Source organism: Salmonella sp. SAL04162 (assembly GCF_046551535.1).
Taxonomy (GTDB): Bacteria; Pseudomonadota; Gammaproteobacteria; order Enterobacterales; family Enterobacteriaceae; genus Salmonella; species Salmonella enterica.
Genome location: NZ_JBGDVX010000002.1, coordinates 135,387 through 159,777, shown reverse-complemented (window position 1 = coordinate 159,777; position 24,391 = coordinate 135,387). Strand labels below are relative to the sequence as shown.

The window sequence follows — 24,391 nt, the reverse complement described above, 5'->3', positions numbered from 1 at the left end:
AGGGCATTTGGATGACAGGTGACAACGATGTTCGATACGCTTTCGAAAGCCGGAAAATATCTGGGACAGGCCGCAAAAATGATGATTGGCGTGCCAGACTACGACAACTATGTGGAACATATGCGCATAACGCATCCGGATCAGACGCCGATGACCTATGAAGAATTTTTCCGCGAGCGGCAGGATGCGCGCTATGGTGGAAAAGGCGGCGCGCGTTGCTGCTGAGTGTTGCCAGGCCTGATAAGCGCAACGTCACCAGGCTATATTCTGAAAAATTCAACTTTTTCAAACGCCGCACGCAGGGTGTCAGGCGTTAACGTCACCGGTAAATAGTGGATGGATTCGACCGGGCGCAGGGTATGTGCGATTACCCTATCGATCTCGGCGGTGTTATGAATATCCACGTCCAGTTCGCTAAGTCGGGCCGGCAGATGAAATCGCCGGTACGCTGCAATCAATTGCGCCAGCACGTCATCTTGTCCCAGTAGCGCGCTTTGCACCAGAATGCCATAAGCCACTTTCGTTCCGTGCAGGAATTTTTCCGTTTGCGGCAGGACGGTCAGACCGTTGTGTACCGCATGGGCGGCGGCGACACGGGTATAGCGTTCCCCGAGGCCGCCGACCATACCGCCGCCAGCGATAATCGCATCCACCACGTCGCAAAATGCCTGGGTCAGCCGACGCTGCTGTTTATCCGCTAATGCTTGTTCGCTGCTGGTCAGCAGGAGATCGCGAATAGCGCACGCGCTGTTAATGCCCAGTCTTACGGTCAAAGGCAACGTTTCAGGCTGTGGCGCAAGCACAACGGCTTCATACCATTTTGCCAGCGTATCGCCAATGCCAGCTAACAGATAGTCATCGGGCGCCTGCAGAATAATGCGCGGTTCGACCAGCACCAGAAAATTGGCATCATCAAAAATTTCGAACTGTAACGCCTGTCCCGCGTCGTTATACCAGACGGAAAGCGGTGTCCAGGCGGCGCAGGTCGCCGCGATGGTCGGGATAGCGACAAACGGCAGCGCCAGACGGCGGGCGAGCGCTTTGGCGGTATCGAGCAGCGCGCCGCCGCCGACGCCTATCACCACCTGACGATCGTCGTTGCAGGCGTGCGCCAGTTGGGCAACATGGCGTTCGCTACAATGGCCGGTAAACTGCAGATGTTTTGCGCCAGCACGTTCAAACGCTTCCGGCAGGTAAGGCCGGGCGGCGGCAATCGCGCGTTCGCCGTACACCCAAACGGCGTGGGAAAGCTGTTCCGGCGTGAAAAAGTCTGTCAGTCTTCCGAGGCTTCCAGCATGGGAAAAATAATTCGCCGGGCCGGTAACGACGCGGATTTCAGTGTGGTTCATGTTGTGTTGTCCTTAGGGTCTTCTCACCGTTGTTATTATATTTAGACATCTAAACGTCTTGATTGCCAAATACTAACACCCTGTGATAGTGTGTCAACAACCACATCACTGGCGGGTATGAAGATAATGAGAAATAACCCACTGATTCCAAAAAGCAAATTGCCCAATCTTGGCACCACGATTTTTACGCAAATGAGCGCGCTGGCGCAGAAACATCAGGCAATAAATTTATCGCAGGGCTTCCCTGATTTTGATGGTCCTCGTTATTTGCACGAGCGGTTGGCTTATCATGTCGCGCAGGGCGCGAATCAATATGCGCCGATGACGGGCGCGCAGGCGCTGCGGGAGACCATTGCCGATAAAACGGCGGAAATATATGGTTATCGACCCGATGACGTCAGTGATATCACCGTCACGGCGGGCGCGACAGAAGCGCTGTATGCGGCGATTACCGCGCTGGTGCGGGCAGGGGATGAGGTTATCTGTTTCGATCCCAGTTATGACAGCTATGCCCCGGCCGTGGCGCTTTCCGGCGGCGTGTTAAAACGCATAGCGCTCACGCCGCCGCATTTTCGCGTCGACTGGCAGGCGTTTTCGGCGTTGCTTAGCGAGCGCACGCGGCTGGTGATCCTCAATACGCCGCATAATCCCACCGCTACCGTCTGGTGTCAGGCGGATATCGAGGCGCTGTGGCAGGCTATCGGCGAGCGGGAAATTTATGTGTTAAGCGATGAAGTGTACGAACATATTTGTTTTGCCGTCGAAGGTCATGCCAGCGTATTGGCGCACCCTCAGTTACGAGAGCGGGCGGTTGCCGTTTCATCGTTTGGTAAAACCTTTCATATGACAGGATGGAAGATTGGTTACTGCGTTGCGCCTGCGGCCATTAGCGCCGAAATACGCAAAGTTCACCAGTACCTGACGTTTTGCGTCAATACGCCGGCGCAACTGGCGCTGGCGGATATGCTGCGCGCCGCGCCGGAACACTATCGCGCGTTACCCGATTTTTATCGGAAAAAACGCGATGTGCTGGTTAACGCGCTGGCGCAAAGCCGATTAAAAGTGCTGCCCTGTGAAGGTACCTATTTTCTGTTAATCGATTACAGCGCAGTGTCGACGCTAAATGACGTTGAGTTTTGTCAGTGGCTAACCGAAGAAGTCGGCGTCGCCGCTATTCCGCTCTCTGTCTTTTGCGCCGCCCCTTTCCCGCATCAGCTTATACGTTTATGTTTCGCTAAACAGGAATCAACGCTGCTGGCCGCCGCAGATCGCCTGTGTAAACTGTAGTTATTTAACCGTCCACGCTCTGGAGAATCGACGGTCTGCAAAAAGCTCCTGCAGGCCGTTGATCTGTTTCAGGCGCAGGACTTCATCGGCGTCCATACCTAACTCCTGGCCGATTTTGCTTTCGTCCCAGCCTAGCAGAGAAAGTTCGCGCACGATTTCTGACATGGCGTGGATCTGGTGGCGTCCGCGCGCACGGTTATGCCGAATGGTTGCCGCCATGCGTTCGTGACGTTCTCTGTCCAGACACGTTATCGGCAGGTAGCCTTTCAGACGCCTTTTCAGGACCGTTTTTCCTTTGCCCAGCTCATGACGGTGAAAACCGTCCACAATCTCGTACTCCTCCGCATCGGCCTTTACCACCACTATCGGCTGAGTAAACCCATCTTGTTCAATCGATTTAAGCAGCAGTTTTTTCTCCGGCGGCGCAACGTTATTCGGGTTGTAGTCATTAGGCGAAATATGATCGTTTTTCACCCACAGGACACAATCGACAGGCTCATCGCGAAAAGGACTAACGTTATGTATCGCCATTCTAAATTCATTAATGGCGGCGATTCTCTCTTCTTCAGGCAGTTCAGAGAGAAAGTGAGTTATTTCGGTTGTGAGTCGGTGTTGCATAAGATCCCCCATTCCTGGCGTTTAGCTTTCATACGTTCGTTATAACGCTGGTAATTCTTAGGTTTTGTCGGACTGAATGACAGCGCCCGGCACCAGTAATCATTGTTCAGTAAAACTTTGCAGATCCGTCGCCACGACGGAATATCGCGCGATCCGATATCGCCCTGCTGCGTCTGTGGGATGGTGTTCATGCCTTTTTTCTTATACCACTGCAAATAAACGGCGATTTTATTACGGTAATGTTCGGCAGTGACTTCAGGCATACTGTGTAGCAGGAGCAGCGCGTACTCTTCCCAGTTAAGGTGATCGGGTTTTAAAATTTTCCGGTGGCCATAAAAATGGTTGTCTTGTCCGGCGTAAATACCTCCGCTGAGCACGCCGCTGACTCTGGCGCACATGGCCGCCCAGCGCTCAGGTTCGATAACATGATACAGCCATAACCCCTGTCGTTGTTCTGGGCCGAACGGTTCGCAAATACGCATGTAACGGGGCGGTACGCCAGCCTGATACATCAAATTATACAAAGGGTTACATGGTTTACCTGTTTTGGCGAACCAGGTCCAGATATCTGCGGTTTTCCAGTCATAGATGGGGTAGATATACCAGGTGTGACCCTTAGGGGCTAACGTGGTCCAGGGCTTGTCGTCGGCAAAGCGCAGCTTATGCGAGTTAGCGATAGCGGCAAATCGGTTATAGGATTCGTCGGAACGAATACCGACCAGCATAGCGGCAGGACGCTTTTCTGAAAACCAGTCGGCAAAATCGCGAACGAACTGTTCAAAGGTCATGCCGTGTTGATAAAAGGAAAAAAAGGCCGGATCGGTAATCGCATCTTCTGGCGGTTGTCGTACCCAGTCGGCACCCGGCTGCCAACACTGCCACTCCGGCTGGTATTGTGAAAGGGAATTTTGTGTGGTTAAGGGTAATGCGACCCAATAAAAACGCTCGATAACGTCCGCGTAGTATTCACGTAATGATTCAATATAGGCGATGGTACAGGAGAATTGCGCTTCCCAGTCAATGAAGAGAACGTGGATCTTTTTATTCATTTTGCGCGCCAACGTTGCCGTCAGGTGCAGTATAAGTCCTGAATCTTTACCACCGGAAAATGAGACGCAGACCCGGGGTAAGGTTTCCAGGGTCCACATTATACGCTCTTGAGCCGCTTCCAGAACATTTTGCTCAAGCGGAACTTTATAAACCGACATCTCTGGATAGTCTCCGATGTGTTAACTACAGTATATTCGAAATAATTAACATAAAGGATAAGCAGATTAGATGAACTTGCAATGCTTTATTATATTTACTAAATAAATGCATTCTATAAATATATAGATTGAATTTATGTTAATGCCCGTTACCTGACCTTTTTATTCATGCTTTTTTGTAATGTACTCAATGAGCTCAGTAAATCCGCTATTATTCATCGAAGCTCTATTATACATAAGATAGAGTTGTACAGGAGCAATGGTAAAAGGTATGGAGACTTTTTTAAGTTTGATAGTGGATGAGTAATAGTCAACAAGTGATTGTGGTAAAAAACCAATAAGCTCCGTGGCGCTGATGGCGTTGGCGATGGTTATCAGCGATTTGCTTCTGAAACCAATTATTCTTTCCCCCAGCATATCATGGATAACTGAATGATGCTCTTTTATATCGTTTTTCCGGGCGACGAATTGCGTAAATGACTCTTGTAGAATTTCGTCGATAGTTGCGGTTTCACCTAGCCGGGGATGGTTTTCACTGCAAGCCAGGATACATTCCACCTTATTAAAGTGAGTACAAACAATAGAACGATTATTGAGTGGGGCCATTGAAACCACAATATCTGCTTTGCGGTAGGCAAGAAGATCTTCAGGCTGTTCGTCAGTGGTCAAAATGTCGTGATGTTCAATTTCAACCTGTGAATCTTTGCGAATATATTCAACTAATTTCATCACATATTGGGTGATCAACAGCTGTGGGCTATAGATAATAAACTTTTTCTTCAGACTGGACTGATTCATTATATTAATAGTTTGTTCCAGACTGTTAAGGTTATTTTCTAAATGATAATGTAAATTAATGCCTGTTACGGTAGGCGTAATTCCTTTACCTGAACGAATAAATAAAGGGTCATTGAATTGCGTGCGCAGGCGTTGCAATGACTGGCTTACGGCAGAAGGTGTAATATAGAGAGTTTCTGCCGCTTTGCTAATGCTTAAATGTTGATAAATACATTCAAATATAACCAACAAGTTAAGATCAAATTTTTTAAGGTCGTAAAGGTTAGCCATAGTATCTTCCAGGCATAATCATGGTATCTTCCATGATTATGACTTAATCTCAATAATTTACCAGAATTATGTTTATTAAACTTAATGTAGAGTTTATTTAAACTAAAATACCACAGTTATGAATATTTTAGCGAGTAAATAATCACAGTAAAGACGAACATAACTTACACTTTTATAATCACGCCGTTAGTCTAAAAAAGCTGTGCTGGATGATATGCTGGTCTGGCGTCGCGTTAATGCCAGGAGGAGGTTGGCCCGACAAACGCAGCGCTATCGGGCGTGGTACGGTTAAGCTTCTGCCTTGCTAATTTCTGCGTTAAGGCTGCCCCATCATGGCGTCCAGTTGCGCTTTTTCCGGTAAACCCACAACCTGTTGCAACGTCTTATCTTTATTCATGTAATAAATTGCTGGCGTCGCGTTAGCGCCAAGATCGTCCATTAACTGCTGATTCTGATTAATGACTTTCATCTGCGCCGGGGGGATGGACGCCGGAACCTCCAGCTTCATCTTTCCTGCGGAGGCTTCATAGTCATGCCATGTTTTCGCCGGGTCTTTCGCGCCTAAAATCGCTGCGGCTGTGGCCGGGCTTTCCGGTTTAATCACGCCGACCAGTAACGTACGTAATTGTACCTTGCCGGATTCGACCCACGGGCGAGCTTGCTGCCAAAACTGCTTACAATAGGGGCAGAAAGGGTCGGCGAAGACATACAGCACCACCGGCGCGTCTTTTTTACCGTCGAGTATCCATGACGCCTTTTCCATTTTCTGCCACATTTCTCGTCCGGCCGGCGCATAGATCTCTTTTTCTATCAGGGCGTTGCTAAGATTTTCACCTTTTTCATTATACATATAGCCGGAAATCGCGTGTTTGCCGTCCGGCGTCAGGTAAATCGTGACGCCCATATCCTGATACTTTCCGAGATAGCCCTTCATGCCCCCCGGCGCCTCGAAGGATTTCAGGATTGTTATGCCCTGTTTTTCAATGGCTTTAACCGGCGCAGGCAGTTCTTCCGCGTGGGCGAGAATGGGCAGCATAGCAAGCAGCAATGTACGTTTAATCATATTTTTTCCTTTTAAGATCAAAGCGAAAAGAGTATTAATGATGATGCCTATCACAGACATAGGTAAGAGCTGGCGTGCCGGGATTGCCCTTTCTATGCTGGGGTGATGTAATCCTTTTCGCTGTTACAGCCTTTGTTAAGGTAATGTAGAGCGCAACACTTAGCCAGCATATACGCTATGGATTTCGAGTTGCAGACAATACGTCTGTAATTTGCAAGACGAGTCGTACTGGCTCTGAAGTTACCTACGGGTAGTTCAGGTAATGGGGCCGCCTGTCAGGCGGCCTTTTTACTTTAGATGGCTGACAGGGCGCAGTGTTCACAATGTCGCCCGAATCGGGTTGTTAGTTAACGCTTATTGATTTGATAATGGAAACGCATTAGCCGAATCAGCAAAATTTCGTTAACTTACTCCTCAACGAAAACACGGAGGAAGTATAGATGTCCTTAATTAACACCAAAATCAAACCTTTCAAAAACCAGGCGTTCAAAAACGGTGAATTCATTGAAGTCACCGAGAAAGATACCGAAGGCCGCTGGAGCGTCTTCTTCTTCTACCCGGCCGATTTTACCTTTGTTTGCCCGACTGAACTGGGTGACGTTGCCGACCATTACGAAGAACTGCAGAAGCTGGGCGTAGACGTTTATTCCGTCTCAACCGATACTCACTTCACGCACAAAGCATGGCACAGCAGCTCTGAAACTATCGCAAAAATCAAATATGCGATGATCGGCGACCCGACTGGCGCCCTGACCCGTAACTTCGACAACATGCGTGAAGATGAAGGTCTGGCAGACCGTGCGACCTTTGTTGTTGACCCGCAGGGTATCATCCAGGCGATCGAAGTTACCGCTGAAGGTATCGGCCGTGACGCGTCTGACCTGCTGCGTAAAATTAAAGCAGCACAGTATGTTGCCGCTCACCCAGGCGAAGTATGCCCGGCGAAATGGAAAGAAGGTGAAGCGACTCTGGCTCCATCTTTAGACCTGGTCGGTAAAATTTAAATTTCCGTCGTCTTTCACGCCATAGCTGCGTTGGCGTCGCCTGCTCACCCCGGTCACTTACTTCAGTAAGCTCCCGGGGATTCTCAGGCTAGCCGCCTTACTCTGACGTGAAATACTTTGGAAATTGTTTCAGTCATGGGCGCACCCGCGCCCATTTCATTTCAGCACCATGACGCAAGTTGTATTAATGCAGTCCCGCGAAGTCGGCTTGCATGATGATGTTTTCAGAGAGGGAAGAAGAATGCTCGACACAAATATGAAAACCCAGCTCAGGGCTTACCTTGAGAAACTGACCAAACCTGTTGAGCTGATTGCCACGCTGGATGACAGCGCTAAATCGGCGGAAATCAAGGAACTGCTGGCTGAAATCGCCGAGCTGTCCGACAAAGTCACGTTTAAAGAAGACAATACTCTGCCGGTGCGCAAGCCGTCTTTCCTGATTACGAATCCAGGTTCTCAGCAGGGGCCGCGCTTTGCCGGTTCTCCGTTGGGCCACGAATTTACCTCGCTGGTTTTGGCGCTGCTGTGGACCGGCGGTCATCCGTCAAAAGAAGCGCAGTCGCTGCTGGAGCAGATTCGCGATATTGATGGCGATTTTGAATTCGAAACTTATTATTCACTCTCCTGCCATAACTGCCCGGATGTCGTGCAGGCGCTGAACCTGATGGCGGTGCTGAACCCGCGTATTAAACATACGGCAATTGATGGCGGCACCTTCCAGAACGAAATTACCGAACGTAACGTGATGGGCGTTCCGGCGGTGTTTGTCAACGGTAAAGAGTTCGGCCAGGGACGTATGACTCTGACCGAGATTGTCGCTAAAGTGGATACTGGCGCAGAAAAACGTGCGGCGGAAGCGCTGAACAAACGCGATGCGTATGACGTGCTGATTGTCGGCTCCGGCCCGGCGGGCGCGGCGGCGGCGGTCTACTCGGCGCGCAAAGGTATCCGTACCGGTCTGATGGGCGAGCGCTTCGGCGGTCAGGTGCTGGATACCGTGGATATCGAAAACTATATCTCGGTGCCGAAAACCGAAGGTCAGAAACTGGCGGGCGCGCTGAAAGCGCATGTTAGCGATTACGACGTTGACGTTATCGACAGCCAGAGCGCAAGTAAACTGGTTCCGGCCGCGACAGAAGGTGGCCTGCATCAGATTGAAACGGCGTCCGGCGCAGTCTTGAAAGCGCGCAGTATCATCATCGCCACCGGCGCGAAATGGCGCAATATGAATGTGCCGGGCGAGGATCAGTATCGCACCAAAGGCGTCACCTATTGTCCGCACTGCGACGGTCCGTTATTTAAAGGGAAGCGTGTGGCGGTCATCGGCGGCGGCAACTCCGGCGTTGAGGCGGCTATCGATCTGGCAGGTATTGTAGAACACGTTACGTTGCTGGAGTTCGCGCCGGAGATGAAGGCGGATCAGGTGCTACAGGACAAAGTGCGTAGCCTGAAAAATGTCGATATCATTTTGAATGCGCAAACGACAGAAGTGAAGGGCGACGGTTCGAAAGTGGTGGGGCTGGAGTATCGTGACCGTGTCAGCGGCGATATTCATAGCGTCGCGTTGGCAGGCATTTTTGTGCAGATTGGTCTGTTGCCGAATACCCACTGGCTGGAAGGTGCGCTTGAGCGTAACCGCATGGGCGAGATCATTATTGACGCCAAATGTGAAACCAGTGTTAAGGGCGTCTTCGCCGCAGGCGATTGTACCACCGTTCCTTACAAACAGATTATCATCGCCACAGGCGAAGGGGCGAAAGCCTCGTTGAGCGCCTTTGATTATCTGATTCGCACCAAAATCGCATAAAAAGAAGTAAGCACACCTGCAAGGTCAGTTAACTGGCCATCGTAAATGGCCCGATAGTGTAAGCTATTCGGGCCTGCGCTGTTTATGCCTGGGGCACGCCGCCAGCTAAAACACATTCTTCATTATCAATACTCTGAAACCGTCTGTTAATAACAGACGGTTTTTTATTTCAACGGTCTTCTGTTTTTAAACTTTGAAACAATAAAAACCTCTTCTACGGATTTAACGGGAATTTTTCTGTTTTTTTATCAAAGAAAGATTAAGCGCTTCCGTTAACATGCCCATTCTTTTTTTTTGATTTATATTGCATTTGTATGTGAGGTTATTTATTCATGGATTCAATCTATGAATCACTGACGGAATTAGAAAAAACAGGGCTTACATTGCGTGATTTTTTTAATTCTCATGATAGTCGTTCACTGAAATCTGCCTACGTGAGATTAAATCCCACTGCTGCGGTAAACCTTACCGATCGGGCGTGGCTGGAGGCGGAGTATGACTTTAATGCGCTATTCGTCGGTCCTGGCAAGCTGCTGGCTGCGCCTTTCGCTTCAGTGTATCTGGAGGACGATGCGCTGGTGATGGGAAAGGCGACGCTGGAGATACGGGATTTTATGGCAGCGTTGGGATTATCGGTTAATCAGGAGAGCAATATCCCTGACGATCATATTTCCTGCGTGCTGGAATTGACCACACTATTACTGGCTAATATCCGGCAAACGTCACAATACCGAACTACTCTCACTCAATATATCAATAACTATTTAACAAAGTGGGTGCCATTATATATCGAAAAAATAAAAACTCATGCGCAAACGACCACGTTATATACGGTGGCGGACATCTTATTTTATTGGCTTGATGAATTAAAACGAGAGTATCAATATGAGTAATGAGACAGGACATCTGAACAGACGTTCTTTTTTAAAGGGGATAGTGGCACTGGGCGCCGTTGCGGCTTTACCCGGAGGATTACTGACCTCCCGATGCGCGCTTGCGCAGCCGCCTGTTCCCTTTAACCCTAAAACGTACAAAATTTATCGTAACGCGTGTCCGCGTAACTGCTATGACACCTGTAGCCTCAAGACATGGGTAAAGGACGGGGTCATTACTTTCGTGGAAGGCGCGCCGGAATCAACATTTACTCACGGTACCCCTTGCGTCAAAGGGTTAAGCTATCCGCGCCGGGTTTATAGCCCCGATCGTATTAAATATCCCATGGCGCAGGACGTTCGCGGTAGCGGCAACTGGCGTCGCATCTCATGGGAAGAGGCGATGCAGCGCATTGCCGCCAGGATGCTGGAGATTAAGAAAAAAGACGGTTCTATGCTCGGTCTGGCGCTGACCAAATATTCCGGTAAGTTTGGCGTGCTGAACTATGCCGTTGAAGGGATGATGTCCTCGCTTGGCTACACCACCCGTTTCGCCGGTACGCCGTGCTGGCCTGCCGGTATCGACGCGCAAAACTACGACATGGGCGACATGTGGTGTAACGACCCGGAAGATATGGTGAAAGCGAAATACATCATTATCTGGGGCGCCAACCCGGCCTGGTGCTCAATGCACAGCATGAAGTACATCTATCAGGCGCGCGAGAAAGGGGCGAAGGTCGTGGTTATCGACCCGCTGCTGTCGCAGACTGCCGCCAAAGCCGATCTCTACCTGCGCGTGCGGCCTGGCTCAGACGGCGCACTGGCGCTGGGAATGGTGCGCCACCTGGTGGATAAAGGGCTGGTGGATCAAGATTTTGTCAACAACGATGCTCACGGCTATCCGGAATTTGAAGCCTATCTGCGTAACCATGTGACCGTGGAGTGGGCATCAGAAATCTGCGGCCTGTCTGCGGATGTCATTCGCCAGCTGGCGGAAGAGTTTACGGCGGTTAAGCCGGCCACGGTCTGGATTGGTTACGGGATGCAGCGTCATGTCAACGGCGGCGCCAACGTTCGCGCTATCGATGCCTTTGTCGCTATGTCCGGCAACATCGGTGTCGAAGGCGGCGGCGCGCGTTATGGCCATCTGCATACCTGGGGCTTTAACTATAACGCCATGCTGCAGAAGCCGCCGGTGGGCGCTATTGGCATACCGGGAGCGGCGGGCACCACCAGTGAATTCGGGGCTGCCGCTGGCAGCGACGCCGTGCAGTACTCCGATCGCTCTCTGAATATTAACCAGACGGCGCAGGGGATTCTGGAGGCCAACGATCCGCCGGTTCGTATGCTGTGGGTCGCCTGTAAAAACCCGTTTGCCCAGGATTTCGATCGCAGCAAGATGAAGAAAGCGTTTGAAAAACTGGAAATGGTGGTCTGCGCCGATCAGTTCTTCAACGAAACGGTGCAACACGCTGATATCGTGCTGCCCGTTACCACCGCGTTTGAAGAGTGGAACGTGGATGCTTCTTACTGGCACTACTGGCTTTCCATTAATCAGCCGGCGATTAAGCCGATGTATGAAGCAAAATGCGATCTCGAAATCGCTACCATGCTGTCGCGCACCATTAATAAGATGGCGCCGGGTTCCTGTACCTTCCCGCAAGAGTTCGATCACAAGCGCTGGCTGGATCAGGAGTTCAACGACGGTATGGCGAAAATGTTCGGCATCTCTTCCTGGGACGATCTGCTGGACGGGCCGAAAAAAGCGATCCTGCCAAGCTCTGCCGCCTGGTATGACCGCAAGTTCAAAACGCCGTCAGGCAAGTATGAATTTAAATCTGAACTGGCGGAGAAAAACGGCCACACCGCGCTGCCGGAATACAAACCGGAAGCCGAGAGCAAACTGCCGTTCCATCTGTTTACGCCGCACGTGCAGTTTGGCCTGCACTCGCAGTTTATCAACCTGGACTGGATGCAGGTGTTCTACCCGGAACCGTTCGTTTATATCCATCCTTCTTCCGCACAGAAAAAAGGCATCAGCGAGAACGATCTGGTCAAAGTTTTCAATGGCACCGGTGAAGTTGAGCTGCGGGCAAAAGTCACCACCAACGTGCCGGAAGATTTTCTGGTGATGTATGAAGCCTGGTTCCCGAAACGGCAGTACAACGTGCAAAACGTCGTGGCTGATACGCCTGCTGATATGGGGCTGATGAAAACTGGCGCGCCGGGCGCCGCTATCCACAGTCAGTTTGCTGACGTTGTATTGATCGGTAAAGGGGAGTCCGTAGCATGAGACGTGCGTTTTTAGTGAATAGCGATAAGTGCATCGGCTGCCGCGGCTGTGCTATGGCGTGTAAAAGCTTTAACCAACTGGAGCCGGATCGCTTCTGGCGCTACGTTTATCCGTTGGATAAAGACATCTATCCACATGAAGAGCGGGCGTTTTACTCGCTGGCCTGTAACCACTGCGAACATCCGGCCTGCGTCGCCGCCTGTCCGGTCGAAGCCTATACCAAACGTGAAGATGGCGTGGTGGTGCATAACCCTGAGCGCTGCATCGGCTGTAAAAACTGTATTCGTAACTGTCCTTATGGCGCGCCGCGTTTTAATGAAGAGACGCGTAAAGCGGAAAAATGCAGTATGTGCTACGAGCGTCTTGATATCGGTATGAATCCGGCGTGCGTGAACGCCTGTCCGGTGGGCGCCTTGTCGATTATCGATTTGGATGTCGATCCTGTGCCCGATAATGCGGTGCAGTATCCGCCAGGGTTCCCGCATATGCCACAGCTCAATCCAGGAACGCGCTTTATTCTGGCGCGCCAGCCTAAGCAGCCGGAGGACAAGTAATGGAAAAATATGAACTGCCGCTGGTGTTTTTTACGGTATTAAGCCAGATGTCTGTCGGGATGGCTTTGGTACTGACATGGCGTACGCTGCGTGGTGAAGTGGAAGGCCAGCGTTTCTATTGGTTGGTCACTGGGCTGGTGCTGGCACTGGCGTCTATTGCCGCGATTCTGCATCTGGCGCATCCCGATCGCGCTTATAATGCGCTGATTAACCTGCGACATGCCTGGTTAAGTCGGGAAATTCTTGGTGCTACGTTGTTTGGCGCAGCGGTCGGCGTAACGTTCCTGGCAAAGGGACATAAAGCGATGACTCTTATCGCCTCCGTGTTCGGCGTGTTACTGGTGGCGGTGCAGGGGATGACCTACGCCGCGCCAGCGATGGTGGCTATCGCTAATGGATTTACCATGCTGTTATTTTTTATTACGGTATGGGTCATGGGTTGCGCGGCGATTCCGCTGTTAAAACTCAGGCCTGCCGTTCCTGCGTTACGCCAGGGAATTGTGGTGTGTATCGCGGTACTTATCGCGGCGCCGCTGGTGTGGTTAAGCGGGGGAACGGTCATGCAGATGACGGCGCATTCATGGCTGGCTTCACCGTTTTATCTGGCAAGCCTGGTTTGCCTTGCGCTCGCTTTTGTCGTCAGCCGTCACGGTGATTCGCGCCCGAAACTCCTGTTCGTCTTGTTATTCGTCGGCGTATTTCTGAGTCGGCTGGCCTTTTTTGGCGACACGGTGAGTACTATTGTGAATATCGGGCATTTGTACTAACGATGATGCAGTAAAAAGCCCTGCCAGGCGCGACCTGGCAGGGCGTGTCAGTTTTTAGCCACCAGAGTTAACGCACAACCAATACCGGCAGCGTCGCATGGCGCACCACGCTTGAGGCGTTAGACCCCAACAGGTGTGTCGTGATGGACGGATTACGCGAACCGATTACCACGACATCCGCATCCAGTTCTTCGCCCATCTCATTGACGACATCGCGCACGCTACCAAAGCGAACATGTGTTTTAATTCGTGAAGGATCGATACTGAAGTGTCCCACCATCGTTTGCAGACGCGTTTCCGCCTCATGCTGTAAATGTTCTTCAAAGCGACGCACGTCGGCGGCAAAGCGGTGCAGACTCATGCTCGCGGACCCAGGCAGTACATGCAACAGATGAATGACGCCATCCTGTTGCGCCAGAAACTCAGCGTGGCGAATAGCTTTATCGCTAAGTTCCATTTCAAAAACATCAACCGGCATAATGATTGTCTTATACATACCCGTTACTCCCTGTTAATCAATACTGAATTTATTCAAGCATATAATAATGTTTCTTTCTGCTATTTGTCTGGCAATTTTAAATATTACGGCAACCTGGCGCTAAAAAATCGTGTATTTTCCAGGAAAAATCCTAAAGCCGCCTGTTTTGCCGGCAGTCTCTCCGGGATAGCTACCCTTTTATAGTCGAACGCAACATTCACCGTTACCCCGGAGGCTGCATGAAAGCATTGACGTATCACGGTCCACATCACGTAAAGGTTGAAAACGTACCCGATCCCGGCATTGAGCAGCCTGACGATATCATTTTGCGTGTTACCGCCACCGCGATTTGCGGATCTGATTTGCATCTCTATCGCGGCAAGATCCCACAGGTAAAACATGGCGATATTTTCGGCCATGAATTTATGGGCGAGGTGGTGGAAACCGGACATGATGTGAAGAATATTCGAAAAGGGGATCGGGTTGTTATCCCGTTTGTCATTGCCTGTGGTGACTGCTTTTTCTGTCGGCTACAGCAATATTCAGCGTGTGAAAACACTAACGACGGACACGGCGCGGCGATGAATAAAAAACAGATCCCGCCACCGGCGGCGCTGTTTGGGTATAGCCATCTGTATGGCGGCGTTCCCGGCGGACAGGCTGAATATGTTCGCGTGCCAAAAGGTAATGTCGGTCCATTTAAGGTGCCGCCGCTGTTATCTGACGATAAGGCGCTGTTTCTTTCTGATATTTTGCCTACCGCCTGGCAGGCGGCAAAAAATGCCCAGATTCAGCAAGGTTCCAGCGTGGCGGTTTTTGGCGCAGGGCCGGTAGGATTACTGACTATCGCCTGTGCGCGCCTGCTGGGCGCGGAGCAGATCTTCGTCGTTGATCACCACGCCTGGCGCTTGCGTTTCGCCGAAGAACGTTATGGCGCGATACCGATCAACTTCGATGATGAGAACGATCCGGCGGAAAAAATCATCGAGCAGACGGCAGGACACCGCGGCGTGGACGCGGTAATTGATGCCGTAGGCTTTGAAGCGAAAGGCAGTTTGACGGAGACGGTGCTGACGAACCTTAAACTGGAAGGCAGTAGCGGCAAAGCGCTGCGACAATGTATCGCGGCGGTCAGACGCGGCGGCGTGGTCAGCGTACCCGGCGTGTATGCCGGTTTTATTCACGGCTTTTTATTCGGCGACGCCTTTGATAAGGGGCTAACTTTTAAAATGGGTCAAACCCATGTTCACGCGTGGCTGGGGGAGTTATTACCGCTTATTGAAAAAGGGTTGCTGAAGCCGGAGGAGATTGTCACGCACTATATGCCGTTTGAAGAGGCGGCGCGCGGCTACGAAATTTTCGAAAAACGCGAAGAAGAGTGCCGAAAGGTTATCCTGGTGCCGGGAGCGACGTCGGCACAAGCGGCGCAGAAACAGGCGACGGGAGTAATCAACCCGATGCCAGGCGGCGTTGTCTGAAACAGGCAGAAATGAAAGGGCTAACGGAAAGAGGATGCGTAGGCATCCTCTGTGTAAACGCATTAACGCTTATGCAGATGGGGTTTAACGCAGGAAGTCGCCCGCGGCTTCAGGCTGATATTCGAGTTCCAGCACTTCGAGATGGGTGGAGGCGCCGCCCGGCAGTTCCCAGTGAATAGTGTCGCCGACGCGCAGTCCCAGCAACGCCGCGCCGACGGGCGCCATTACCGAAAGCTGGGTACTGCTGTCCGTCATATTGGCGGGGTACACCAGCGTCCGCACGCGTGTTTCACCATCGCTCAAATTGCGGAATTTAACGCGGCTGTTCATGGTGACGACATCGTTCGGCATCTCTTGTGGCGAACACATTTGCGCGCGATCCAGTTCGGCGTTGAGCGCGTCGGCAATCGGCAGATCCGCATACGCAGGCTGTTCCAGAAGACGATCAATACGTTCGGCGTCAAGGTCGTTAATGATAATAGTGGGTCTGGACATTTCTTACTCCATGTCATCGATACTGCGAGTAGTGCAGGTAAATGGTCCCAAAAGAAAACCCTCACCGTCTGGCGGCGAGGGTTTAACTCTCATGATGATACTGAGACTTCCCCCGTCTTTGAAGTGATTTAGTTCACATTCGGGTAAATCCTCAAACGTCATAGCCTTGAGTGAATTTTAGTCTACATTCGGGCGTGTTCTCAAATGTGGCTACGGTTTTAAACCTCTGCTTCGTCAATAACCGGCTTTATCGATAATAAACTGTTTCCCGCAGTTGCCGGGATGCGGCTGCGGCTGAAATGAGGCAGAGGAGAGCGGGGCGTTAATCATCGACGCCTTTAGTGAAAACTGAATCTCTGTTAAATAGGCGGGATTGCCATGGCAGTTTACTTTAACGGCTTTGACATTATCCTGGCCCCACATTTGTGCGACGACGCTATCAAACTCAGCGCGGCTAACGGTCTTGCCGTAATTATCCGCCAGAAACTGCCCCAGCGCGCTGTCTTTTATCGCCTTATCCAGCCGTATCATGGTGCCGAAATAGGCATTGGGATCAAACCCGAAACAGGCGCCATGTTTGGCATATTCGTAGCGCTCCAGACAGGAATTCCCCCCCGCGCCGGGCATCACTTCCTTAAGCGCTGCCGCGATGTCAGGCGAAAGTCCGGGGGCGGGGGCGGAGCATTTCCGGCTGGCCTTGACTTCAGGCAGATTCGGGATTGGCCGCGTCGCACAACCAAAGCGCTGCCAGCGTCTCTGGTCAACGCCGCGTGCGGCGATAGATTTGGGTAATCCAGGCCACAGGCCGTGGACGGTCAGAAAGTCTGCTTTGTTGGCTGGCTCTTTTTGCAGACGGCACTCATCGGGCTCCCGATGGCGGCGTTCATGCTGGCTTTGACAAAAACCGGTTTGCCAGGAAAGTGCCAGCACATAGTCAGTGAAATCACCGTACTGTTGCGCCTGAAGTTCGTCGGCGTTGGCGGCAAAAATCGGGGTTAAGAGGGCAGCCAGCAGCGGGCTGTAATGCCATATTGTGTTCATGGTGAATTCGATAATTTATACACATTATGAATGTTACCCATTTAATCATAAAAAATGCCGCTCAGGTGAACCTGAACGGCATCATTTTTAACCTACGTTGGCGTAATGTTTAATTCCACATTGCCAGAATCGGCCAGCCCACCAGCAACAGCATTGCGATATAGATAACGCCAAAGATTGCGCCAAGCCGCCAGTAGTCTTTGGATTTCACGTAACCGCAGCCGTAGATAATCACACCAGGGCCGGTGGCATACGGCGTCAGACAGCCCATGATACCGATAGACAGCACCAGCAGAATACAAAGTTGTTCCATCGGAACGCCCGGAATGCCTTTACCCACCGCCAGAATGACCGGCAGCATGGTCGCGGTGTGAGCGGAAAGGCTGGCGAACAGGTAGTGCGCGAAATAGAACACCAGTACCAGTACAATGACGGTTGCATCCGGCGAGAAACCTTCCAGATGCGTACTCATGGTATTGGCGAACCAGTCAATAAAGCCGGAGCGGGTTAAGCCATTGGCCATGACCACCAGCGTAGCGAGGTTCACCAGGGTGTTCCAGGCGCTGTTGTAGCGCGTAATGTCTTTCCACGGCACAACATGCAGCGCCAGCATCAGCGAGACGGCCAGCAGACCCACGGCAGTGGCGTTGATGATTTTTCCACCAAAAACCCACAATCCTAAGCTAAGCAGCACCAGGCCAATCAGCGTCCACTCTTTGCGGGACAGACGCCCCATGTTTTTTAACTCTCCGCCAGCCCAGGCCGCGACTTCCGCACTGTGGGTCACTTCAGGTTTATAAAGCACATAGGAGAGCCACGGCGCAACGATCAGTAAAATAATCCCTACCGGCAGAAAGCTGAGAAACCACTGCAGCCAGCTAATCTGGACGCCGGCGATCTTGCTGACGAACTCCAGACCTAACACGTTTGGCGCCGCGCCAGTGACAAACATCGAAGAGCTCAGGCTGGTACTGATCACCATCATCCACATCAAATAACCGCCGATGCGGCGTGCGGAAGGATCGTTTGGAAACGATTTAAACAGCGGCGGCAGGTTCTTGATGACCGGGAAGACAGTACCGCCGGTACGAGCCGTATTGGAGGGAGTAAACGGCGCCAGCAAAATATCGATAATGACAATCGCATAGCCGAGCGTCAGCGTGCGTTTACCCATGAATTTTACCAAAAACAGCGCAATGCGGCGCCCCAGCCCGGTCACTTCGTAGCCCAGCGCGAAAATAAACGCGCCGAAAACCAGCCAGACCGTGGTGCTGGAGAAACCGGCAAGCCCCCATTTCAGTGCCTGTTTACTGGCGTTAAACGCCGGATCGGCCAGTTCCGAAGCGTCAAATAGCAGGTAATTGCTGCCGATAACGCAAATGGTTACGGCGATAAAACTGATCGCTGTTGCCGGGATCGGCTCCAGGATCATACCGACAATCATCGCGACAAAAACCGCAAAATAGTGCCAGGCCTGTGGCGGCATACCATCTGGAACAGGAATTAGCAACATGACGCCCATCACCACTAATGGGGCCAACAACTTCCATATATTATCTTTGGATAAAGACATAAATGACTCTCCGGAAAGGATATTTTCTATAATTGTGTTAATGATTAACTTGCGAAATTTGCGCTAAAAACCAGGTCACGATCAGCAGATCGGCGCTACCGCCTGGGCTGAGATTGCGTTCAATGCATTGCTGATCGAACCGGTGGAGATAAACGAGATCGTCAGGCGTCCGTATGCCGCCCTGCTGTAATAAGAACGCTGCCTGCTGCTGTAACCAGCGCAGACCGTCCGCCCCGCCGCGCGACGCGACGTTGGTATCGCCGTTAAGCGACATCAGCAGCAGTAAGGTATCAAGCAGCGCCAGTTCCGGATCGCGCCCCTGCGCCAGCAATGCGCGGTAGTGCGGCAACGCGTGGCGGATGACCAGCGGATAGCCCGCTTCCGCTTCACCGCGCGCGCCGGTTAATCCCAGTTGCTGATACAGCCGCTGACCTGCGGTAAGCTGTAGGTTGTTCTGGCGCAGTTCGCGCGTTGTCAGGCCGCGGCAAAAATCGGCGGCGGTAGCGCAGAGTGTTTCTGCGGCGATCGGCTGGCGTAGCTGATACAGGCGGCCAATGGCGGCGCACAGTAACCCCAGCGAGAAAATGCTGCCTTTATGGGTATTGACGCCCGCCGTTGCGCGAAACATCGCTGCTTCACAGGCCATCCCCAATGGACGCAGGCCCGCCAGAACCGACTCTGGCGGCAGGCGCGTGCAGCTGGCGCCATATTCCATAAAGCGCGGCAGCCAGTGTCGAATCGCCTCCGCGCTGCGGTGAAAATCCGCCAGCGCCATATCTTTGTGCGCGCCGCAGTTTAGTCGGTCTACCAGACCGGGTTTTGGCGATAAATTTACCTCGGTCAGCATAGCGCGCCAGGCCAAATCGGCCCAGGCGTCATACAGCGACTGAGGCTGAATGGAGGCGTTAGTCGGGGTGGCGGGAATCGGCATCATGCAGCAGCGCCTCCATATGAGTCAGTAAATCAGTCAGCGCGTGGGTTTTACCCCGCGCGCATTCAGCCGCGCTTTGCCCGCACAGCAGACAGCGGCGGGCGGGAAGCGCGAAATGGCGGCGGGAGAGTATTTCGCCTTCCGCCGTCAGGACATCGATATCCCACAGGCGCCCCAGTGGATAACGCTGTTCAAGCGCGATGGTCGCCTGTTTGAGCGCCTGAGCGGGCGCGTCAATCGCCAGCAGTCCTTCCGGCCCGCTGGCGGAAGCCAGTACAGCCTGCTCCCGGATGGTCCAGCCATACTCTTCTGCCAGCGTGTGCAGGGCAGTCACGCCGTGATTAAAGATCCGGCGGGTTAACGCGCTGTCTTTTATCGGGCCTGGCGCCACCACGGTAAAGGAGACCAGCGGAGTGGCGTGGCGCGTTAGCCAGGCGCGCTGTCTTGCTTGTCTCTCATCCCGGCTGGCGAGCAGCTCAGGAATAGAAACGTCGTGACAGGTGGCGAGTTCAGGAAACAGGCGCATGGCTTATTCCTTCACCTGATGCACCACATCGATCACTGAACCGTCGCGATAACGCACGACAGCAATCACGCGGTCGGTGAATTCGATAGGGCGGGGCTGACCGGTAAGCAGTTGCGCGCGTTCGCGCAGCCACTCAATCGATACCACTTTCATTCCCGCTGCTTTCAGGCGTTCAGCCAGCTCCGGACGCGCCGGATTGACGGCGATACCGTGATCGGTGACCAGAATGTCAACGCTGGAGCCTGGTGTGACGCAGGTGGTGACGTTATCAACCAGCGTTGGGATGCGACCGCGCACCAGCGGCGCGACGATGATGGACAGCGCCGCCGCGACGGCGGTATCGCAGTGACCGCCGGACGCGCCGCGTAGAACGCCGTCGGAGCCGGTCAGCACGTTAACATTAAAGTGGGTGTCAACTTCCAGCGCGCTCAGTACCACCACGTCCAGACGGTCGACGGAAGCGCCTTTAGAGCCCCAGTTGGCGTACTGGTTAGCGCTGATTTCGATATGGTTCGGGTTGCGGGCCAAAGATTGCGCAGCGTTGCGATCGAAGCTCTGCACGTCAAGCAGTTTGCGGATTAAACCCTTTTCATGCAGGTCGACCATGGTGGCGGTGATTCCGCCCAGCGCGAAATTAGCCACAATGTTGCGGCTACGCATTTTGTCTTCCAGGAAGCGGGTGACCGCCAGCGATGCGCCGCCAGTGCCGGTTTGCAGGGAGAAACCTTCGTTGAAGTAGCCGGAGTGAGCAATGACTTCCGCCGCGCTGCGGGCGATCAGCAGTTCACGCGGATTAGTGGTCATGCGGGTCGCGCCAGCGCCGATTTTGTTTGCATCACCGACTTCTTCGATTTGCACGATCAGATCAACCTGATCCTGAGCGATGCTTGCCGGGTTATGCGGATACGGCAGCAGTTGCTCCGTCAGCATTACGACCTGTTTCGCGCTGTCGGCATCCACCATCGCGTAGCCCAGTGAACCGCAGCAGGCCTTGCCGGTATAACCGTTAGCATTACCGAATTCATCGCAGGAGGGCACGCCAAGAAACGCAACATCAATATTGAGTTCGCCGCTTTGTACCAGATGTACACGACCGCCGTGGGAGTGAATCTGAACCGGCTCAGCCAGCAGGCCGCGAGAAATTTCTTCCGCCAGCGGGCCGCGCAAGCCTGACGTATAGATGCGACTGACCACCCCGTTACGAATGTGTTCAACCAGCGGCGCATGGCAGTCGCTTAGCGAACTGGAGGCCAGGGTCAGGTTTTTGAAGCCCATCTTCGCGATGGTTTCCATCACCAGGTTAATCGTTAGATCGCCGCCGCGAAACGCATGGTGAAAAGAGAGCGTCATGCCGTCGCGTAAACCGGAACGGCGGATGGCCTCTTCCAGGCTGGCGCACAGTTTGTGGTCGCGCGGTTTTTGCGCTTGTAGATCCAATTTTGCCGCACTTTGGTAAGCGCTCAGTTCGCTTTCAGCGTGGCGGCTCCAGGCTGCTACGCGATCCTGGCGTTGAGATTCATTTTTCTGCGTCATTGTTTTGCCTTATTCTTCGCGAATACCGGAAAGTTCTGCACGGGAGAGCACCAGACGGGCGCGTTCAATCACCGGGCTGTCGACCATCTTGCCGTTAAGGGAAACGACGCCAAGACCTTCGCGGGCGGCGGCTTCTGCGGCTTCAACGACCAGACGCGCATGGGCGACCTCTTTACGCGTCGGCGCATAAAGGTTGTGCAGCAGCTCTATCTGGCGGGGGTTGATCAGTGACTTACCGTCAAAGCCCAACTGTTTAATGTGGGCGGCTTCTTGCAGGAAACCGGCTTCGTTGTTGGCGTCGGAATAGACGGTATCGAAGGCCTGAATGCCGGCGGAACGCGCGGCCTGCAAAATGGCGCAGCGGGCGAACAGCAGTTCGGTGCCTTCCGGAGAGCGTTCGGTGCGCAGGTTACGAACATAGTCTTCCGCGCCCAGCGCAATCCCGATCAACCGTTCAGAGGCGTGGGCGATTTCTACCGCGCGGGTAATACCCAGCGGCGACTCCACGGCGGCTAACAGGCCGGTACTGCCCGGTTCGCGACCGCAGGCGTTTTCAATGCGCAGAATTTCGTTTTCGATATCAATGACGTCCTGTGCGGTGTCGGTTTTCGGTAAACGCACCACGTCCGCGCCACCACGCACGACCGCTTCCAGATCGTTGACGCCCCATTCGGAGTCCAGCGCATTCACGCGGACGATGGTTTCGACGTCACGGTAAAGCGGGTGTTGCAGCGCGTGATATACCAGACGGCGCGCCGCGTCTTTTTCGCGTAATGCAACGGAGTCTTCCAGGTCGAACATCAGCGCGTCGGCCGGGTAGATAAACGAATTGCTCACCATCGCCGCGTTGGCGCCCGGTACGAATAACATACTGCGGCGGGTGCGGGTTTTACGTTGTTGCAGAGAGGCGGAAATCATTGGCGATCCTCCCAGGGCAGAGCGGCAATACCGCTGGCGCGCGCCAGTAGCGTTTCCAGTCGGGCGCGCAAAATGCAGTCCAGAGCGCCTTTATCATCGACGTTCAGTTGTACGCCGCGCACGTCGTAGCGAGAAAGCACCTCCAGGATGGTGGCGCGAATGGCCTCGCCAAACTGTTTTTCAACGCTACTGTTGATTTGCAGGTCAATATCCTGCGTATCGAGCGGCGCAATGCGTATCATCACATCGCCGGACTCAAGCGTGCCTGCGACGGCTAGCTGGTTTATTTTCATTTTTCACCTGTTGCTAATACGGGGGACTTTTGACGGGCTGCCGCGCTGCCCGGATGGCGTTCGACCATGCCCTGCAAATAGCGCAGGGTGGCGTCGGGAACCAGCGGCGCGATAGCCGTGAGATCGTGTTTAACCAGCAGCTTGCGTACCCAGGAGGCGGATATCGGCGTCTCCTGGAAGCAAAGCCGCTCTATTTCCACCAGCGTAATGGGTGGGGCGGGAAGCGTTGGCGTCTCCAGCCAGAAACGCATATCAAGGTTGTACTGGGCGGTAACGGTGCAAAACGGCTCCGTACCGACAAAGCGGTGTGTGATGCCAAGCGCGGGCGCCAGATACTGGCGGAAAATCTTCAGGTCGATTTCGGTATAACAGTGATTAATGACGCTCTGCTCTTTAATGAAATAGCAGGGGAACGTTGCCCGAGAGATAATGTATTCGGAGCCGCGGTGAACGGTTAAGCGCGGGATATCGGTGGTCCCTTTAAGGACCAGATCGAGTCGGTCTTCATAGGGAAAGCGTGACGTATCTTCTTTGACCAGGAACAGATGCAGCCAGTCGCACTGCGCAGCCGCCTGTTGGATCAGATAGCGGTGGCCGTTCGTGAAAGGATTGGCGTTCATCACAATACAGCCAATTTTCTTTCCCTCGTGACGTAATGTCGCCAGCGATTCCGCATACCGTTTCAACCGGGTCGCGCTATTTTCCATTAAGACCATCACGCCGGGGACGCTGGCTATCGTCGAAAAGCTGCACTGTTTAAACAGCGCTTCGTATTCCGTTTTGGTATAAATAAAAAGATGGGTGCAGTGCCGTTCCCAGGCGAGATTAATCAATTCCGTCGCTAGCGTTAACGCTAAGCCTTCGCCGCGTACTGATTCGCTAATGGCCACGCATTTAATGATATTTCCGGCAATACCGCCGCAGGCAATAAGACGGTCATCACGGCTGACGGTAATAAACACCTCTACAGTGGTATCGACGCTTAAATCATTCTCTTTGAGAAAGTGAGCGATCTCCGCCATTTTTTTATTTTCAGAGCGTTTTACCCGAGTGAATACATTATTGCCAAACATAGTAAGAAATATCCTGGTGATATGCTTGTTGCCACTTTTCTGTATATGTTGCGCTGTGTTGCAACTTGATAACTTTTTCTTTTCAGTCAGAGTAGGAGTGTTTTTATGACGAGTTATTTATTTTTTCTCACTGACGTATACATCGTAAGGAGTATTTTAGTG

Annotated in this window: 24 protein-coding genes; 9 read left to right on the top strand and 15 right to left on the bottom strand. The window is 52.6% G+C overall.

Annotation, left to right across the window (positions count from 1 at the left end; translation table 11 throughout):
• The first annotated feature begins 27 nt into the window (after positions 1 to 27).
• The gene (locus tag ACLJRH_RS04890; protein ID WP_000460619.1) at positions 28 to 225 is read left to right on the top strand and encodes a YbdD/YjiX family protein; all 198 of its coding nucleotides are present in this window, start codon (positions 28 to 30) and stop codon (positions 223 to 225) included.
• A 35-nt stretch (positions 226 to 260) separates the two neighbouring features.
• On the opposite strand, the gene ACLJRH_RS04885 is transcribed toward ACLJRH_RS04890, so the two are convergent.
• Positions 261 to 1,349, bottom strand: coding sequence for an oxidoreductase (locus tag ACLJRH_RS04885; protein ID WP_001016871.1), 1,089 nt, complete (start codon positions 1,347 to 1,349; stop codon positions 261 to 263).
• A gap of 126 nt (positions 1,350 to 1,475) precedes the next feature.
• Between ACLJRH_RS04885 and ACLJRH_RS04880 the strand changes: the two genes are divergently transcribed.
• Positions 1,476 to 2,636, top strand: coding sequence for a pyridoxal phosphate-dependent aminotransferase (locus ACLJRH_RS04880; protein WP_001632810.1), 1,161 nt, complete (start codon positions 1,476 to 1,478; stop codon positions 2,634 to 2,636).
• On the opposite strand, the gene ACLJRH_RS04875 is transcribed toward ACLJRH_RS04880, so the two are convergent.
• The 4 genes from ACLJRH_RS04875 to dsbG form a co-directional block, all read right to left on the bottom strand.
• Complete coding sequence (locus ACLJRH_RS04875) at positions 2,637 to 3,254, bottom strand: IbrB-like domain-containing protein (protein ID WP_001164754.1); 618 nt, start codon at positions 3,252 to 3,254, stop codon at positions 2,637 to 2,639.
• Positions 3,227 to 4,462, bottom strand: coding sequence for a phosphoadenosine phosphosulfate reductase (locus ACLJRH_RS04870; RefSeq protein WP_023223316.1), 1,236 nt, complete (start codon positions 4,460 to 4,462; stop codon positions 3,227 to 3,229). Before ACLJRH_RS04870 ends, ACLJRH_RS04875 begins: the two co-directional genes overlap by 28 nt.
• A 162-nt stretch (positions 4,463 to 4,624) precedes the next feature.
• Positions 4,625 to 5,530, bottom strand: a complete 906-nt coding sequence (citR, locus tag ACLJRH_RS04865; protein WP_000002494.1) for a DNA-binding transcriptional repressor CitR — start codon at positions 5,528 to 5,530, stop codon at positions 4,625 to 4,627.
• 316 nt (positions 5,531 to 5,846) lie between these two features.
• On the bottom strand, positions 5,847 to 6,593 hold the full coding sequence (dsbG, locus tag ACLJRH_RS04860; protein WP_000597129.1) for a thiol:disulfide interchange protein DsbG: 747 nt from the start codon (positions 6,591 to 6,593) through the stop codon (positions 5,847 to 5,849).
• Between the two features lie 440 nt (positions 6,594 to 7,033).
• Between dsbG and ahpC the strand changes: the two genes are divergently transcribed.
• From ahpC to ACLJRH_RS04830, 6 genes are all read left to right on the top strand, one after another.
• Entirely contained in the window at positions 7,034 to 7,597 is a 564-nt protein-coding gene (ahpC, locus tag ACLJRH_RS04855; RefSeq protein WP_000052802.1) for an alkyl hydroperoxide reductase subunit C, read from the top strand.
• A 241-nt stretch (positions 7,598 to 7,838) separates the two neighbouring features.
• The gene (gene ahpF / locus ACLJRH_RS04850) at positions 7,839 to 9,404 is read left to right on the top strand and encodes an alkyl hydroperoxide reductase subunit F (RefSeq protein ID WP_000887644.1); all 1,566 of its coding nucleotides are present in this window, start codon (positions 7,839 to 7,841) and stop codon (positions 9,402 to 9,404) included.
• Between the two features lie 332 nt (positions 9,405 to 9,736).
• Positions 9,737 to 10,297 (top strand): molecular chaperone, encoded by a 561-nt coding sequence (locus ACLJRH_RS04845; protein ID WP_000377437.1) that lies wholly within the window; start codon positions 9,737 to 9,739, stop codon positions 10,295 to 10,297.
• Positions 10,290 to 12,569 carry a molybdopterin-dependent oxidoreductase gene (locus ACLJRH_RS04840; protein WP_023136391.1) on the top strand — a complete coding sequence of 760 codons (2,280 nt, stop codon included), beginning with the start codon at positions 10,290 to 10,292 and terminating at the stop codon, positions 12,567 to 12,569. The genes ACLJRH_RS04845 and ACLJRH_RS04840 overlap by 8 nt, the downstream gene beginning before the upstream one ends.
• Positions 12,566 to 13,123, top strand: a complete 558-nt coding sequence (locus ACLJRH_RS04835) for a 4Fe-4S dicluster domain-containing protein (protein WP_001250387.1) — start codon at positions 12,566 to 12,568, stop codon at positions 13,121 to 13,123. Before ACLJRH_RS04840 ends, ACLJRH_RS04835 begins: the two co-directional genes overlap by 4 nt.
• Positions 13,123 to 13,890 (top strand): dimethyl sulfoxide reductase anchor subunit family protein, encoded by a 768-nt coding sequence (locus tag ACLJRH_RS04830; protein WP_023136392.1) that lies wholly within the window; start codon positions 13,123 to 13,125, stop codon positions 13,888 to 13,890. The genes ACLJRH_RS04835 and ACLJRH_RS04830 overlap by 1 nt, the downstream gene beginning before the upstream one ends.
• Positions 13,891 to 13,957: 67 nt before the next feature.
• Here the strand turns inward: ACLJRH_RS04830 and uspG are convergent, their stop codons facing one another.
• Entirely contained in the window at positions 13,958 to 14,386 is a 429-nt protein-coding gene (gene uspG / locus ACLJRH_RS04825) for a universal stress protein UspG (RefSeq protein WP_000278499.1), read from the bottom strand.
• Positions 14,387 to 14,607: 221 nt separating this feature from the next.
• On the opposite strand from uspG, the gene ACLJRH_RS04820 reads away from it, so the two are divergent.
• On the top strand, positions 14,608 to 15,846 hold the full coding sequence (locus ACLJRH_RS04820; RefSeq protein WP_000646115.1) for a zinc-dependent alcohol dehydrogenase: 1,239 nt from the start codon (positions 14,608 to 14,610) through the stop codon (positions 15,844 to 15,846).
• An 84-nt stretch (positions 15,847 to 15,930) separates the two neighbouring features.
• Here the strand turns inward: ACLJRH_RS04820 and rnk are convergent, their stop codons facing one another.
• The 9 genes from rnk to citC all read right to left on the bottom strand — a co-directional run bounded on the left by rnk (position 15,931) and on the right by citC (position 24,229).
• Positions 15,931 to 16,341 carry a nucleoside diphosphate kinase regulator gene (gene rnk / locus ACLJRH_RS04815; RefSeq protein WP_000089748.1) on the bottom strand — a complete coding sequence of 137 codons (411 nt, stop codon included), beginning with the start codon at positions 16,339 to 16,341 and terminating at the stop codon, positions 15,931 to 15,933.
• A 234-nt stretch (positions 16,342 to 16,575) separates the two neighbouring features.
• On the bottom strand, positions 16,576 to 17,382 hold the full coding sequence (gene rna / locus ACLJRH_RS04810) for a ribonuclease I (protein ID WP_001529051.1): 807 nt from the start codon (positions 17,380 to 17,382) through the stop codon (positions 16,576 to 16,578).
• A gap of 109 nt (positions 17,383 to 17,491) precedes the next feature.
• Complete coding sequence (citT, locus tag ACLJRH_RS04805; protein WP_000059039.1) at positions 17,492 to 18,955, bottom strand: citrate/succinate antiporter CitT; 1,464 nt, start codon at positions 18,953 to 18,955, stop codon at positions 17,492 to 17,494.
• A gap of 37 nt (positions 18,956 to 18,992) precedes the next feature.
• The gene (gene citG / locus ACLJRH_RS04800) at positions 18,993 to 19,889 is read right to left on the bottom strand and encodes a triphosphoribosyl-dephospho-CoA synthase CitG (protein ID WP_023136393.1); all 897 of its coding nucleotides are present in this window, start codon (positions 19,887 to 19,889) and stop codon (positions 18,993 to 18,995) included.
• Positions 19,861 to 20,412 carry a citrate lyase holo-[acyl-carrier protein] synthase gene (gene citX / locus ACLJRH_RS04795; RefSeq protein ID WP_023136394.1) on the bottom strand — a complete coding sequence of 184 codons (552 nt, stop codon included), beginning with the start codon at positions 20,410 to 20,412 and terminating at the stop codon, positions 19,861 to 19,863. Before citX ends, citG begins: the two co-directional genes overlap by 29 nt.
• Before the next feature lie 3 nt (positions 20,413 to 20,415).
• Positions 20,416 to 21,945: a citrate lyase subunit alpha gene (gene citF / locus ACLJRH_RS04790; RefSeq protein WP_000192323.1), complete on the bottom strand. Its 1,530-nt coding sequence runs from the start codon at positions 21,943 to 21,945 to the stop codon at positions 20,416 to 20,418.
• 9 nt (positions 21,946 to 21,954) lie between these two features.
• Positions 21,955 to 22,863 carry a citrate (pro-3S)-lyase subunit beta gene (gene citE, locus ACLJRH_RS04785; protein ID WP_000622342.1) on the bottom strand — a complete coding sequence of 303 codons (909 nt, stop codon included), beginning with the start codon at positions 22,861 to 22,863 and terminating at the stop codon, positions 21,955 to 21,957.
• Positions 22,860 to 23,156, bottom strand: a complete 297-nt coding sequence (gene citD / locus ACLJRH_RS04780; RefSeq protein ID WP_000700679.1) for a citrate lyase acyl carrier protein — start codon at positions 23,154 to 23,156, stop codon at positions 22,860 to 22,862. The genes citE and citD overlap by 4 nt, the downstream gene beginning before the upstream one ends.
• Positions 23,153 to 24,229, bottom strand: a complete 1,077-nt coding sequence (gene citC / locus ACLJRH_RS04775; RefSeq protein WP_000467874.1) for a [citrate (pro-3S)-lyase] ligase — start codon at positions 24,227 to 24,229, stop codon at positions 23,153 to 23,155. The genes citD and citC overlap by 4 nt, the downstream gene beginning before the upstream one ends.
• Positions 24,230 to 24,391: the final 162 nt, after the last annotated feature.